The 15272-nt window shown below is 38.3% G+C and carries 11 protein-coding genes; 1 reads left to right on the top strand and 10 read right to left on the bottom strand.

Translation table 11 applies throughout. The annotated features are described in order from the left end of the window. Positions 1-38: 38 nt before the first annotated feature. On the bottom strand, positions 39-1292 hold the full coding sequence (locus tag ACY2A0_RS12070) for an NAD(P)-binding domain-containing protein (RefSeq protein WP_461789791.1): 1254 nt from the start codon (positions 1290-1292) through the stop codon (positions 39-41). Between the two features lie 157 nt (positions 1293-1449). On the opposite strand from ACY2A0_RS12070, the gene ACY2A0_RS12065 reads away from it, so the two are divergent. After that, positions 1450-2130, top strand: a complete 681-nt coding sequence (locus tag ACY2A0_RS12065; protein ID WP_461789790.1) for a hypothetical protein — start codon at positions 1450-1452, stop codon at positions 2128-2130. Here the strand turns inward: ACY2A0_RS12065 and ACY2A0_RS12060 are convergent. From ACY2A0_RS12060 to ACY2A0_RS12020, 9 genes are all read right to left on the bottom strand, one after another. Continuing rightward, the gene (locus ACY2A0_RS12060; protein WP_461789789.1) at positions 2127-3251 is read right to left on the bottom strand and encodes a M14 family metallopeptidase; all 1125 of its coding nucleotides are present in this window, start codon (positions 3249-3251) and stop codon (positions 2127-2129) included. The two genes, ACY2A0_RS12065 and ACY2A0_RS12060, sit on opposite strands and share 4 nt — an antisense overlap. Before the next feature lie 96 nt (positions 3252-3347). Then, complete coding sequence (locus ACY2A0_RS12055; RefSeq protein WP_461789788.1) at positions 3348-4298, bottom strand: hypothetical protein; 951 nt, start codon at positions 4296-4298, stop codon at positions 3348-3350. A gap of 49 nt (positions 4299-4347) precedes the next feature. After that, a complete protein-coding gene (locus ACY2A0_RS12050) occupies positions 4348-4992 on the bottom strand; it encodes a hypothetical protein (RefSeq protein WP_461789787.1) in 645 nt (214 codons plus the stop codon). 112 nt (positions 4993-5104) lie between these two features. Beyond that, positions 5105-6649 carry a RagB/SusD family nutrient uptake outer membrane protein gene (locus ACY2A0_RS12045; RefSeq protein ID WP_461789786.1) on the bottom strand — a complete coding sequence of 515 codons (1545 nt, stop codon included), beginning with the start codon at positions 6647-6649 and terminating at the stop codon, positions 5105-5107. Between the two features lie 11 nt (positions 6650-6660). Further along, the gene (locus ACY2A0_RS12040) at positions 6661-9987 is read right to left on the bottom strand and encodes a TonB-dependent receptor (protein ID WP_461791529.1); all 3327 of its coding nucleotides are present in this window, start codon (positions 9985-9987) and stop codon (positions 6661-6663) included. A 210-nt stretch (positions 9988-10197) separates the two neighbouring features. Further along, positions 10198-11400, bottom strand: a complete 1203-nt coding sequence (locus ACY2A0_RS12035) for a FecR family protein (protein WP_461789784.1) — start codon at positions 11398-11400, stop codon at positions 10198-10200. Between the two features lie 21 nt (positions 11401-11421). Continuing rightward, positions 11422-13389, bottom strand: coding sequence for a T9SS type A sorting domain-containing protein (locus ACY2A0_RS12030; protein ID WP_461789783.1), 1968 nt, complete (start codon positions 13387-13389; stop codon positions 11422-11424). A gap of 158 nt (positions 13390-13547) precedes the next feature. Then, the gene (locus ACY2A0_RS12025; protein ID WP_461789782.1) at positions 13548-14141 is read right to left on the bottom strand and encodes an RNA polymerase sigma factor; all 594 of its coding nucleotides are present in this window, start codon (positions 14139-14141) and stop codon (positions 13548-13550) included. Positions 14142-14364: 223 nt separating this feature from the next. Further along, on the bottom strand, positions 14365-15252 hold the full coding sequence (locus tag ACY2A0_RS12020; protein WP_461791528.1) for a PorP/SprF family type IX secretion system membrane protein: 888 nt from the start codon (positions 15250-15252) through the stop codon (positions 14365-14367). Positions 15253-15272: the final 20 nt, after the last annotated feature.

Raw genomic sequence — 15272 nt, 5'->3', positions numbered from 1 at the left:
AATTGTAAATTGACAAACTGTTTAAATTGGTAGAAGCACTAATCCATTAGTTCGGTAATCATTTCGGAACTTAAGGCCCTAGCTTGTTCCAAACGGTCTTCAAAAAAAGTTTTAGCGGCTTCAAAATGCGCCTTGTAGCCTTCCATATCGCCGTAACAAATCATTGAGGCCCATTCGTGAACTGCGGTGTGAAAGGCTAAGTCGTCATTTCTTATTGATTTATCAAACAAAGCAGCCTGTAGTGTTTCTTCTAACAAATCTTCGTTTTTAAAAAGATATTCGGCAATGCCTAGCCTTAGTTTAAACGGCGGGGTTTGGCAAATTAAGTTTTCGTAAGGATTGATCCCTAGTGTATGCCAGGTACAAACCATACTTAAAATACTTAAGTGCGAGTTTGGTTTTCGTGTACAGCTTCCGTCGGAAAGGCTGAACGTATGCATTACGTCAGCATTAAATAATAATGGTGTATCATCTTCAAAAACAAAACTTTTAGCCTTCATGATTTTTGCTCTGAGCTCATTTTCTTTTTCGGCAATCATCAAAGCAAAAAGCTCATTCTCTGTTTTTGCATATTGCCTTACCTGAATTTTGGCATGGGGATTTAAAATTGCCAAGCCTGCATATATGTGAGATTTATAGCTGAATATGCGCAAAGTTGTTAATATTTTCACGTTATCAATACCGCCAGCATAGCTAGGACTTTCCCAAGGATAATAACCTTGACTGGCCCACGCCGACCCCATACTTTCGAAACCCATATGAGTTACAGCTTGCGTATCGGCAACAATTTTATCATGTTGTTGATAGCTATCCATCTCTATAATATTGGATTGCAACGATTGGTATATCGCCAGTGCTTGCTGATAGGCCACGTCGGTAGCGCGGTGCCTTATAACAACTAAGGTTTGCCCGCGAGTTGTAAAACCTGGACCATGAAGCGAGTGGCAAGTAACAATATGAACGTCATTGGGCAGATAAGCTTCAAAAGCTTTTATTTCGGGATGTTTCACAGATGTTTGTCCGCCTACAATAGCATTATATTTGGTAGACTTAGCAAATAAAGCTACTACCTGCGCTATTTTTTCTGCTTCGACGCAATACAGTATGAAGTCCGATTTTCTAGAAACCTGATGACCGTCGCTCAATATTTCGATACCTTGTGGTTCAAGCTCGGCAGTAAGGTGCGGAAGCCGTGCTGGCAAATCTGTACCGCAGATGTTATAGCCTGCTTTAGCAAAAGTAAGCGCATACAACTTGCCCATATCTCCCAAACCGATAATACCTATCTGCATTAGGCAAATGTATCACTGTAAGGTTTAAAAAAAATGACCGCAATCAATTGATTTATTGATTAAACATCCTAACTTGAGCCAAATTACAATAACATAACACAATTACATCGACAATAATTCTTTACTAATATTGTTTTAGTATTAAATAACATTAGGCATGAGACAAACCTTACTACTTACAACAAGCACTCTACTATTCCTTACTATTGGACAAAATGCGCTGGCACAAACCCAGTCCAATACAATTCAACCAAAGCCCGCTCCTGTTGTAAAAAAGGTGTATCGACAACGAGATACGGTAAAGAATACGGATCCTAGTTTAAACGGACAGTATACATTTATGCTATCTAGAACGAGGACATCGCCAGATGGGTATAAAATGATTGCCAAATACCGATTAGATGAGCTTTGGAAAAACGTGATGGATACGTTGCGTAAAGAAAAAGCAGACAAAAAAAATTTACAGCAGAAGCTCAACGACCAAAACAAGACAGTGAACTACTTAAAAACAGAGATTTCTGGAAAGGAGGCATCACTAACTGAAAACACCAATAAGGTTAATGAGATTAGCATATTAGGCATCACCTTCGAAAAAGGCACCTACAACATTATGATGTGGGGAATTGTAGGAGCTTTAACCATTGCATTAATCATTGTAATTATTCGTTCAGGCAAAAGTATTGGTGAAGCCAAACACCGCACTGGGCTTTATAACGAAATTGCCGAGGAGTATCAGGCCTTCAAGTCAAAATCGGTGGAGAAAGAAAGAAAGCTTGCTAGAGAATTACAAGACGAAAGAAATAAGCTGGAGGAATTAATGAACGGCAGAAAAAGCTAGTTACTATTAGTGTTCTTTAGTAATTCGGTCATCAGCACCTCAGCCACTTTTGTAGCTTTCTTCTGGATGTAAGGTCGCGGTGTGTTATCGCCAACTTCATAAGTTAGCGCCTCAGCGTTAAGCACTTTGCCTAACCAAGCCTTTGAAACATTGCCACCGTTACCTGAGGGTTTAACGGTAGTTTTATTGTTCCCCTCAAAATCGTGTAATCCTTTTACCCAAGCATTTGTTAAACCCGGAAAATTAGTATCCGCTCTATCTTCGTTGGTATACAGTACATCGTTAAAGGTAGAATGAAAATCTAAAGCAAAGTATACCTTAGCTTTTTGTTTTTGGACTTTCTCTAATAGAAAATCTCTAACTGCTCTGGTTTCTGGCTGCTTAAAATCAATCCAATCTCTATTTAAATCAACGCCAGCCAAACTGTGACGCCAATTGCCTTCGTCCACGCCATCAGGATTTATCATCGGAATAATGATCAATTCGTAGTTTTCCATAAATTTTTTGGCTAAATCTGTTTTACCTAGTAAGGTTTCTACAAACTGAACCATTGCCATATAACCTGAAATCTCCGGTGGATGTTGACGGCTCAACACCACCACTATTTTCTTTCCATCGCTTTTTGTTGAATGAAGTGCAATGATAGGTTTACCTCCGATGCTTTTACCAATGGTGGTTTTAGTTAGTCCAAAAGTTTGCGACAGTTGATCCATCCATTGATAAGATTGACTGGAAGATATGATTTCCTGGGCAGCTACCGTTAATGTATCTTTTGTTAAATTAATTTTAAAAGAGGCTTCATTTTTCTCCTTATTTAAAACGATTTTTTCAAGCGTTTGCCAGGTTGTACCATTGTAAGATAATTTTGGCTGATATCGATGTTTGCTATGTGGATAGATTAGATTAACATATACATTTTTGCCACTTTTGCCCCAAACTTTGAAGGCATACCAAGCACTTTGATTAACGGGCTGGTTTTCGGGCTCAATAGCTATATTAAAAGTACTATCGTTGAGCATCGTCAATTGGTTTACCCTTGCCGAAGGAAATTGATTACTGAAGTAAACACCCTGCTTATCGAAAGCAAAAACCTTTCGGTCTTGCAATTCAATTTTCACCATTGCCGGGTTTAGGCTTGATGAACTATTGTTTTTTACCGCACAACTTTGAATAAGAAGTGCTGCAGAAATGAGGCAAAACTGTAAAAATTTCAAGGGTTATTTATCTAAAAGTAAACCGTAATGACTTTTCATGTACTTGATGATGGCATCGGCAATTTTAATTCCTGAAGCTTTACGCTGTGTTGCATTGTTTCTTAAATCAGTGCCGTGTGTTTCTAGCTGGATTGCCGAAACAGTGCCGCCGTTTCTGGAACCGTAGGTAAGCGTGCAGTAACCGCCATTGAAATAATCGTCATCGTTAGGTGTCGGATCTGTTTTACTAGGGACAGCGGGAATACCTTCGTTGGCCAGTAGCGTTCCAAAAGCATAATCCCCTCTGATGAGCTGAGAAAACGAGTACGCTGAATTGGTCGACAGGTTGTAAATGCTCGAAGTGTTGGCTACACCATTCAAGGTGGCATCGGAAGCATTCAGGTTTGACCTAGATACGATATAACCAACTTCTACCCGCTTTTTCGTATGGCCATGCCCATGCATATCTAAGAACAGTCCTTTACCCACATTTTTAGCAACCATATCCCTAGCAGCTTTTAAATAACCGTGATATTCTCTCCAAAGTGCATTTGCAGCTTCACTTTTATGGTATGCTTCCTCTAGTGAACGATTTGGCTCCATGCGCTCCCTTGCTACATCATTTACTATAACGTGTGGATGTATTCCAGTTTTAGCATAAAAAGCACTGGCAATTTCCTCTACCAAATCTGTAACGTATAAATCTCGTACCGTTACAGCATCAGGATTATCTCTAAATGGCATGCTGGCAGGAGTAATGGTACCGTCATGTGGTGAAGCCAAAATAATTGGCGAGTTGGCATCACCTACAACAAATCTAACATATTTATTACTGCCATAAACGGTAGTATTTGGTTTGTAGACGGTTTCGTTTGGCTTACTGGCAGGATCACCGTCAGTATTATTTTCTGTGTGTTTTTTGCAAGAAATGATAGCGAACGCTAACATTAACGCCAATAATTTAATCTTTTTCATATCTACTGATTTAATTGTCTTCTATTAGATATCCGCTAGGTAAATTGTATCAAATTATGCCCTTTTTAGACCAATCTCTTAAGATTTCTCCAACAACACTACCAACACCATAAGCTGGATCTTCTTCTGGTTTGTGTCCCCATTTATAAGCCTTCTCCACCTTATTGTCGTGCCTGTAGCCTCTTACATGCGTAAATTCATGTGCAATGTGCCTTGCTAATCGCTGTGCCAACTCCCCTTTTTCTACTAGCCAATAATCGTAAGTTGTAATGCTGTAATTGCAAGCATTGGACGATCCCATGGTTCCTTTTTTATCGCCATTATTTTTGATATTTATCACCAAGTTGATTTCATTATCTGCTAACAGATTATCATAAACAGCCTTCCCAGGAATGCGACCCGTACTTTGATCAAATACAATATCAAAGCACTTCTTTTTTGATTTGCTATAGGCAGAATCATTATAGTTTTGCTTATACATCGCTTCCTTAAATTCCGAAGAAGAAAAGACCTTGCTCAACAGCTGCTCAGCTTTTTTTAAGGTATCTGCGAATTGACTGGGCACAGTAGCTTTTTCATCTACCGTAAAAGAAATTTTAAAGCGAATATTAGCTACATTCTTTGGTCTGATAGCGAATATGTTTATCGCAATTAAAACCATAATTACGAGTAGCAGCCATGTTAATTTTTTCATAACGCATTACTTCATTTGTAGGATTTCGCCTAAATATTAGGCACAAAGAATGATCAGAAGGAGCAATTTCATGCTCCTTTGATCTTAACATATATAACTAACTTACTATTAGCTAGGGATTTTGAACCATATAGGGATTAGCCTGGATTTCACGTCTTGGAATTACGAACTGCCACGTTACAGCGCCTCTAGCACGGTCCATTGCGTTAGCTAAAGTAGATGTAGCTCCGGTATTTGCTCTAGCCAAAGCTAAATCTAGGCGTTTCAAATCTAAAAAACGGAATCCTTCTCCCCATAATTCGATTCGGCGTTGGGTCATTATCAAACCATTATTATCGTTAGCTATGTCCGTAATGTTGTCAGGACGGACATAATTAGGATCACGATTTTTCGCCAAAATATCAATGATGTCTGCAGCCTCATTAATGAAGCCATCTTTTGCTTTCGCTTCGGCTGCAATAAGATACATTTCTGCAACACGCATGAAAGGAATATCGCCAGCGCTAACGGCCGGATCAGAAACGACGAACTTTTTATGCATGTACATCGCTCTGGTTTGACCTGGCACAGGTTGCCCAGTTGAAGCATCAATTACGCCAGGAAAGTTCACAAAATCATTAACGTTATCGCAAAACAACTTCTTCCTCACATCTGTATTGCTCAATGAGTTATACAACAAACTATTGATTTTTTTAGGATTTGGCCTTGTATGCGCAGAGTTAAAGTTAGATGACATGTACGCATAAAACGAACCATAAGTAGGCAATTGCTCTGGCAGTTGGTGCGCACCCCACATCCATTCTGAGTTTTTCATGTCAGTGAAACCATCTAAGTAAGCAGAGTTAGACATCAACTGGTATCCTTTTAAAGCTTCTAAAGCATAGTAAGCCGCATCAGTCCAATTTTGTTGCGTTAAGGCCACTCTAGCCTTAAAACCCTGAGCTACGCTTTTATCGATATGAGTTCTGTACAATCCTCTAGCTGGCGCTCCATTCAAAAGCAATATGGCATCATCCAGGTCCTTATTAATTTGGATGTATACTTCCTCTACCGTATTTCTAGGCTGAGGATCTAGCGAATACTTTGTCATGATTGGCACGCCAAGCTGTACCCTTGGGGAATTTGGATTAGCCACATCTGTTAAAATAGACTTATCGTAACGTTTGGCAAACAGTTGCACCAACATAAAATGTGAAAAAGCCCTTAGTGCTAAGCACTCACCTTTAATCACATTCTTTTGAGCATCGGTAGCATCAGGTACTTTATCTATGCCTTCTAGCAATAAATTCGCGTTAGCAATTATCCGATAATAAAGGCGATAGGCAAAATAGGGCAAGTCATTCAAATCAGATCGATGGTCTGTCCAACGATAAGCGCCTCTAAAATAGCTGGTGCCCGTTGCGGTATGAACGATATCTTCGCCCATAAAATCCATTACAATCATGATAGCGGCATGTCCATCCTGTTCCTGATCGGAATACTGCATATACAAACCCCTGTAAATACCATTCAATGCCACTTTCACATTATTGATGTTGTCAAATACTTTATCTGCATCAATTTGATCAGTAGGAACGGTACTTAAATAAGACTTTTTACATGAACCTAGTAGCAGTAAAAAGAAAAAAGCTGATAGAACTAAAAAATATTTTTTCATTATTGAACAAACTATAATGTAATGTTTAAACCAAAACTGACAATACGTGAAGGAGCGTAGGTATATTTTGCATCTCCGGTGTAGGTTTGCGTAGGATCCATACCTTTCCTTGCGGAGGTGATAAATAAATTCTCGCCGTTTACAAATGCCTTCGCATTAGTTAGTTTCAACCTAGACAACATTTTTTTAGGGAGATTATAGGTTAGTGAAACTGTGCGCAAGTTCAAGTAGTCAGATTTTGTTAGCCATCGATCTGTATCGGATATAGATGACGAGGTGCTTAATACAGGTATGTCAGTTACATCGCCTGGTTTTTGCCAGCGCTTTAACATATCTACGTGCAAGGCTCTACCGTTTGTAGTGGTACCGCCCCTGAACATTAGTGAGCGATAATCATTATCAAAAGTATAACCTCCTACTTGATAAATAAATAATACATTTAACGACCAGCTCTTATAACTGAACCCATTGTTTACGCTACCAAAAAAATCTGGTATGGCGCTGCCAGCGTAATAATAAGTGGCATCGGCTAATGTGGTAGTTAAGGTACCATCTGCTTTTCTGTATTGATTTGCTCCTGTTTCTGGATTTACCGAATCCCAATCTCTCAACCAAAATTCGTAGAGCGATTTACCGGTTTCATATTTTTTCGTTCCGCTCACTCTTCCTTCATATGACGGAGGCAGCGAAAGTATCTTATTTCTGAACGTACTCCAATTTACATCTATGCTCCATTTAAACCTTTTAGTTTTCAACGGGATACCATTCAACTGTACTTCGATCCCTTCATTTTTCATGGTACCGAAATTGTCATTGTATGTAAGCAAACCAGATGTTAATGGTAATGTTACTGCAAATAATAAATTGCTTGATTGGCGACGGAATGCTTCTACAGTACCTCCAAGTCTATTTTTTAGCACAGAAAATTCTACTGCAACATCAGCATTTTGATTGGATTCCCAAACCAAGTTATTATTTCCAGCTTGTGTGTATAGGGCTCCTGGTTCTGTACCATTATTGTAATTTAGGGTATATAAACGCTGGTAGGTGAAATAGCTACCCGTTCTATCGTTACCCACTTGGCCATAAGAAGCTCTTAGTTTTAACGCATCTACCCATTTAACTTTGAAAAAAGGCTCCCTATCGATGTTATAGGCAGCACTAAGCGACCAGAAATTACCCCATCTGCTTATAGGCGAAAACCTAGAGGTACCATCTCTTCTAAAAGATCCGGATAATAAGTATTTACCTCTGTAGCTGTAATCTACTTTTGACAAATATCCTTCTGTTTTATAATCTCTATCGTATGAACCTAAAGCTGTAGTGGTGGTCATGTTATCCAACACTGGCAAGCCGGCAATTCCTTCACTTCTACGAGAACCCGATAAATAATCATAATAATTCAGGTAATTCTCATGCCCAACAAGCACACTGATTTTATGCTGGTTGATGGTTTTACTCCAAGTTAAAAGTTGGTTGAAGTTTAGATAGGTAGTGATGCTGTTGGTTCTGGTTGTTCTTCCCACGCCTACTGCATCGCCCATCACGCTGTTATCGTATACGTTGTTTCTATAGTTACCTAACGTAAAACTGAAATTGGATGAGAATTTAAAATCTTTCCAAAATTTAGCTTCAACGTTAGCAACGCCGTTTAGCGAGTTTCTTCTTACTTGGTTTACGTTATACAACGTTTCGTACACTACATTTCTCCCTGTAAAAAGTGGCCTGTAGTCTCCCGGATCGTAAATTTTATTTCCTTTATTGTCTAAAACATAAGCTCCAGTAACTGGGTCATGCTTAAATACTGGATAAATAGGCGCTAAAATTAAATCGATATAAAATGGATTTTCATTGATCCCGCTACTCTCATTAGCTTGATCAGATTTGGTATATGTACCGAACAAATTCAAGCCAAACTTTAGCCAATCTCTAGGTGTAGAATTTACACGCAACCTGCCTGAGAAACGCTTGAAATCAGACCCAATCACATAACCGTTTTCATCCAAATAGTTAAGCGAAATGTAGTGATCCGTTTTTGCGGAACCACCACTAAGCGAAATAGACATATCCGATCTCATTCCTAAACGTTGGAGTTCCTCTCTAAAACGTACATCATCAGGGTAAAGCAACTTAGCATTGGGGTTAAGTTGCCCATTTTGCAACACTATTTCATCATCAGCAACGTTGAATGGATTCCATCCTACATAACTTTTTAAACCTGCAGTTGCAGCGGCGGGTGTTCCAGATGTTCCATTTCGCAATGCTTCCCATACAATTGGAAAGTATTGATAGGCATCTAACGTTTCGTAATTAGGTAAGCCGCGTTGCGAGAAAGCCTGGGTAAGTTTAGCCGTGATAGTAGTTTTGCCATTGGTATTTCCCTTCTTGGTAGTAATTAATACTACGCCATTAGCCGCTCTAGCTCCGTACAGTGCAGTTGCAGAGGCATCTTTTAATATCGAGATATTATCAATATCCTCTGGGTTAATGTTACTGATTACTCCTTCATAAGGGGCACCGTCCAGTACGTAAAGCGGGTTATTATCACCAGTGATTGAACCAAAGCCCCTGATTCTGATATCAGGTCCTTCGCCTGGCTGCCCACTACCAGCGGTTGTTTGTACACCTGGAGACGCACCCACAATTGCTGAATTTAGGTTACTGATTGGACGCTGCTCAATGTCTTTTGCAGAAATTTTTGTAACGGAGTTAGTAAGTTCGTTACGGGTGGTAGTACCAAAAGCGATTACAACTTCATCCAGCTGTTTGCTGTCCTTGGCTAGCGTTACCTCATATTTAACTAATGCTGTTAAGGGAACTTCTTTGGTTACATATCCGATGGAACTGAACACCAAAACTTTTTCGCTTGCTTTAACATTAATTGCAAAGTTACCTTCTACGTTGGTAACAGCGCCAGTAGTTGCACCTTTAACCCTAACTGATACGCCAAATAGCGGCGAACCATCCTCCGCATCGGTAACCTTACCTGAAATTGCCCTATCTTGCCTTACCTGCGTAGCATTTAGAGCCAAATCATGACTATTATCTAGCGGTTTAACAGAAATAATCTTATCCTCGATAGTGTAACTTAAGGACATACCTTTGAGCACCGAAGATAAAACCACGTCGATAGGCGTATTGGAAAAGTTAGCAGACACCCTTTTTTCATCCGAAACTTCTTTACTATTATAAATGAAATAATAGTTAGTTTGATTTCTCAGCTCCTTGAACATCTCTTTTAAAGTAATGTTTTGCTTCTTAAGACTTACATTTTGTGCTAATGTGTTGGCACTTACGTGTAAGCTAAAAACAAATACGATTACTGCAATGATTCTCATAACCAGTAAAGCTTTTTTAAATAGTTGTTTTTGTTTGGTCGAAAAATCGATACTAAAAATAGTATGCGACAATCTACAATGTATTTTTTCTTTCATACATTTGTATATAAGGGTTTTGAATAAATAGTGGTTTCGTTTATTATTGTTTTATTTAAGCCTTTTTTCGCTTTTCTCGGTTGCCGCCGAGAAAAGCTTTTTTGCTTCTTATCATTATTTTCTCATCTTCTTCTCGCAGGTAATTACATTGTTTTCAATTCCAAAAACTACATCTCCAGTAAGTTCTAGTGTTTTTAAAACCTTTGAAACATTCGTATTTCTAGGTATTACACCAGTAAAAGATATATCCGGCTTCTCTCCTTCGTATTTAATTTTAACATCGTACCATCTCATTAACTCCTTCATAATTTCATCAATGCTGGTGTTGTTGAAAACAAACAGGTCATTTTTCCAAGCCATTACTTCTTCAATGTTAGCCTCTTGCTGCCTCGTTTCAGGCTCGGCCTCGGTATAAATAATTTGTTTGCCTGGTTTTAGCAACTGCGATTGACCATTTTTAGTGAATTGTACCGATCCCTCAAGTAATGTAAGCTCAGATCGGTATTCATCCGGATAAGCCATTACATTAAAATGCGTTCCAAGCACTTTAACTTCAGAGTTGCCGCTCTTCACGTAAAATGGCTTGCTCTTATCCTTAGCAATTTCAAAATAAGCCTCTCCTTTTATTTCTACTCGCCTTGTATCACCAACGAAAGCGGCAGGAAACTTTATAGATGAACTTGCATTTAACCAAACCTTACTACCATCAGATAGTACTACACTAAACTTTCCTCCCGCTGGTGTAGATAGGGTGTTGATTTTCGGTTGATCTTCTGTTGATTTACCATCAACCAAATAAACTATCTGACCATTTGCATCTTTTTCAATCGAAATTCCGCCTTGAGTGGCCAATTTTCCATCTGCGGTATTATCCAATACTATTTCTGAACCATCAGAAAGTGTTAATACCGCCTTCTCACTACCAGGTAAAATATCATTATGGTAGGCAAGCGGAGCCGATTTTTGTGTAGAATGATTGGAAGCAAAATAAATGGTCAAACTAGCTACAAGTAAAATGGCGGCCGCAGCGCCGTATTTCCAAATTGGTTTACGCTCACGACCACCCAACTTTTTTGGGTTGGTAATATTTGCATACATACCATCCCAATCTATTTCGTGTACAAGCGCATCAGATTGTACTTTTTTATTATGCTCATCCAAAAAAGCTAAAACTTGCTCTTTAGTTTCTGGATTTCGTATGTAAACAAATAACTCGGCATGCTCTTCCTCGGTGATGCTTTTGTCTACATATTTTTGGAAAAGTTCCGCTAATCTGTCATTTGTTCCTAGTGTCATCTGATGTTCTTGATTGTTCATTTATACATTTATTGTCGTTAATTATTTCACGACCAATAATGTTTGCTTTTCTTCACTTATCTTACCTTTGTTAATCCATAAAATGTAGGCACCTTTTGGAACATTGGCTAAATTGAGTTGTACACTTACTTGCGTAGTTGTTTGAGCGTAATTATTGGTCAGTACAGTTTTACCCGTCAAAGATATTAGATTTAAAGAAACTACGCCATCGGCAGAGGATGAAGCCACACTAACGTATTCAACCGCCGGATTTGGATATACCTTTACAGTTGTAGTTAGATCAAATCTTAAGCTTTGCATGCTTAAAACTTCCGATGTTCCATCTTTATCATACTGCACCAAGCGGTAGTAATTAATTCCCGACAACGGTGAAAAATCAGTCACAGCATAGCTTAACGGAGAATTACTGTTGCCTGCTGCCGACACTTCTTTCAAAAATTTGAAATTGTTTACTGTCGATCCTCTTTCTATGACGAATTTGCTGCTGTTGCGTTCACTTGCTGTTTTCCAAGCAAGTACCGCAGTATTATTTTGCTTTACAGCCGTAAATGTAGAAAACTCCACTGGCAGCGGATAGTTACCTAGTTGGAATTCATAGGCACCTAAATCAATTTTGGTATTTCGTATACGTGGGTTGCCAAGTAAATCTGTTAATGAAGTTGACAAAGAATTATCACCTGCATCTAATGCGACACTAGTTCCAGCCGCTAATTTTAAGAAATCCGCATCAGTTGATACAGTACTTGCAAATAAACTGCTTGGAGATGAATTGGTGATATTATTGCTAACTGTACGGCTACCTGAAGTTGTAAAACTATTTTGAAACAAATTAAATTTCAGGTCTTGTATTGCAGCTGTACCACTTCTAATGTCAGTTGAGTTTTGATTGAAAATATTATTGTATAGTTTAAAAGTAGTGGACGAGCCGTTATTAAAACCAATGGCTCCGTACGTACCAGCAGCTAAATTTTTGTAGAACGTGCAGTTAACTACAGAACCGTTGCTATACGAACCAATATATATTGCCGCTCCACCCGCCGTGGTCCTTGCCGAAGCGTTATCATAAAATACAGTGTTTTTTATCTCGAAACGCAGGAAGCTTGTTGATGTAGCCCCGTAAATACATAAGCCACCGCCACCAACACCATCATTAGTACCTGTTAATGTAGATGTAGTGGCATTCGAAATAAATGAAACTTTATCTAATCTTAGTATAGGTTGATCCAATGAATCGTACACGAATAATCCACCACCTTCGCCAAAAGTTTTATTGTTTACAAAAGATACATTGGTAAACTCAAAAACTACGTCCGTACCCGACACCCTTAAATATGCACCACCGCCAGAATCAAAAGATTGATTGTCTTTGATAATTAAGTTTGACCATTTGATTGCATTATTTGTACCTCTAACAGCTATACCACCACCTACATTTTGTGCAACAGTAGTTGAACTGGTACCCGTAGTTCCATTAGCACTTACAGCAGCAGTTCCATTAGCATAACCGTGTTGAATGGTAAATCCATCTAACTCAGCATCATCAGCACTATTTCTAGAGCTAACAACATGGTAGCAATCTCCATCAGATGCGGTATTGTCATTGTTCAAATCGCCGCTTAGAATAGTGGTATTGACTAAAAAATTACGTTGACTTAAAATAGTTTCAGAACCGGAAAATCCTCCGTAAATTTTAACTCCGCCTTTTAAAATAAAAGCCTTATCCCTATCAGTTGTTGGATCACCTACCCCTGGACTAGCCACATAAGTAATCGCTTGTAACTTTTCGGTTGGCTTGTAAGTTCCCGCGGCCACCCACACCTGATCTCCCGAAGAAGATGCATTAATCATCGCTTGCAAATCTGCAGTAGCGTTAGCCCAACTTGAGCCATCACCAGTACCAGTCGTCACCGGTTTAACATAGCGTACAGTTTGCGCAAATGTTGTTAGAGAGCCAAATACAATTAGAAATAAAAAGTAGAGTTTTTTCATGAATTGTTGGTTTAGGGTTTGTTGATGCTATATAGACTGGCTAGTCTGCACAACGGACCGTTTTTTAACCAACTTTTTTATTTTTTCTTTGAAGACTGCCTCTGTTAGCTAGATGATCTTCGTAGATACCGAAGACCAATTTGCCCACAACGGAGATGCTAAAGGAAATAATTTAGCAGCAATAACAAGGAAACAGAAATATGATGTTTGGCAATGTGATACTTAAGATGCTTTAAAACTTCTACGATTACATTCTTAACTCGGCTTTTGGATAGCCCCACAGCTTGCGCTATTTCTTCATGGCTCATGTGTTGAGCACGACTCATCTGAAATATTTCTTGTTTTTGTAGAGATAGCGTTTGTAAAACCTTATTTATTAAAAATGTGCTTTCCTTTAAATTAATTTGATCGTCAATATTATTTAAAGAAGTGGATGTATTGATCCAAGCATTATTAATGGTTTTCTCGGTACGACTGATTTTTGCCAAATAATCGTATGTTTTGTTGCGGGCAATGGTGTAGATATAATTACGTGGATGCTCTATCGAAAGCAACTTATCTCTATTTTGCCAAATTACCAGAAATGTTTCTTGAACTATTTCCTCGGCATCTGCTTTACTGTGAACAAGCGAATCAACAAAAGCAAGTATTTTACCCCTGTAGAGGCAGAACATTTTATTAAATGCCAAGGAATTTCCATCTGAAATTTCTTTAAGCAATAGCTTTTCCGCTGTTAAATCGTATAATGCCATTAAAATAATATCTTCTAACCTAGCTAAGAAATAGCAGATTAGTTAGTTTGTGGTTTAGGTTAACTAAAATTAGCAATCATCTTTTACTCTACAAAATATTACAACTTATTTTTTTAAAAATATTCCTACTAAAACGCAAAAAGCAAGTGCATTACAATGCAATTGCTAAAAAAAAGCTCAAAACATAAACGGCCTCACAATGTGAGGCCGTAAATTGAGTCGCTTATTTATATAGATTAATTTTTATTCCCAATTCTACATTTCCATAGGTATATTTTTGCAGGTTACTGTTAATCGGCAAAGAATAGGAAGCCTGTAATTGATATTTAGCAAGAATATCAAACCCAAGACCAAACGAAACATTGTTACTAGTGTGATAAAACGCCAAAATATTAAATTTATCATTTAAAAGTTGAGCATTTAGCCCTACATCTAAAACACCATCGTATCCTTTCATCCCTCTGTACATTGCCTTCGGCGTTAGTTTAATAGTACCATCGGTTACCTGATAGGCGGCAGCAGCATAAAAAGTGGTGTAGTTGTAGCCATCATTTACATTTTCTGTATAAATTAAACTGCGTAAATTAGGTGCAACAACGCTTAAATTCAACTTATCTGTTGCGTAATTCACTCCTAAATCACCATCGAACACATAACCCTGATCGTTAAATTGCGTAGGAATTGGATCATCCAAATCTCCAATCACATCAGCCATATCAATTTTTAAGGAGGTTACCCCGGCAGACAAACCAAACCTCAAATTTCCATTAGCTGAAGTCTTTAAATTATAAGCGTAAGTAGCGGCAAACTTATTGACATTCAGAACTCCATCCTTATCAGTATTTACGGTTAAACCAAATCCACTTTTACCTGTTCCATAGTCTAAGGTCAATGTATTTGCTACCGTTTGCCCGTTGCTTCCAGTTAAATTATTTTTATAAAACGCACCAATATTCAGCCCTTGTTTTTTTCCCGCAATTGCCGGATTATAGAGATATTCATTAAGGTAATACATTGACAACGGAGGATTTACCTGCGCATACAGCTTTGACGTTGCCAAAAAAAACACAACTGTAAGTGTAATATAAGAGATGATATTATTTTTTTTCATTGTTGTTTGGTTAAACAAAA

Origin of the sequence: Pedobacter sp. (genome assembly GCF_965249885.1) — a bacterium.
GTDB lineage: Bacteria > Bacteroidota > Bacteroidia > Sphingobacteriales > Sphingobacteriaceae > Pedobacter.
This window is presented reverse-complemented; position numbering and strand designations above follow the sequence as displayed.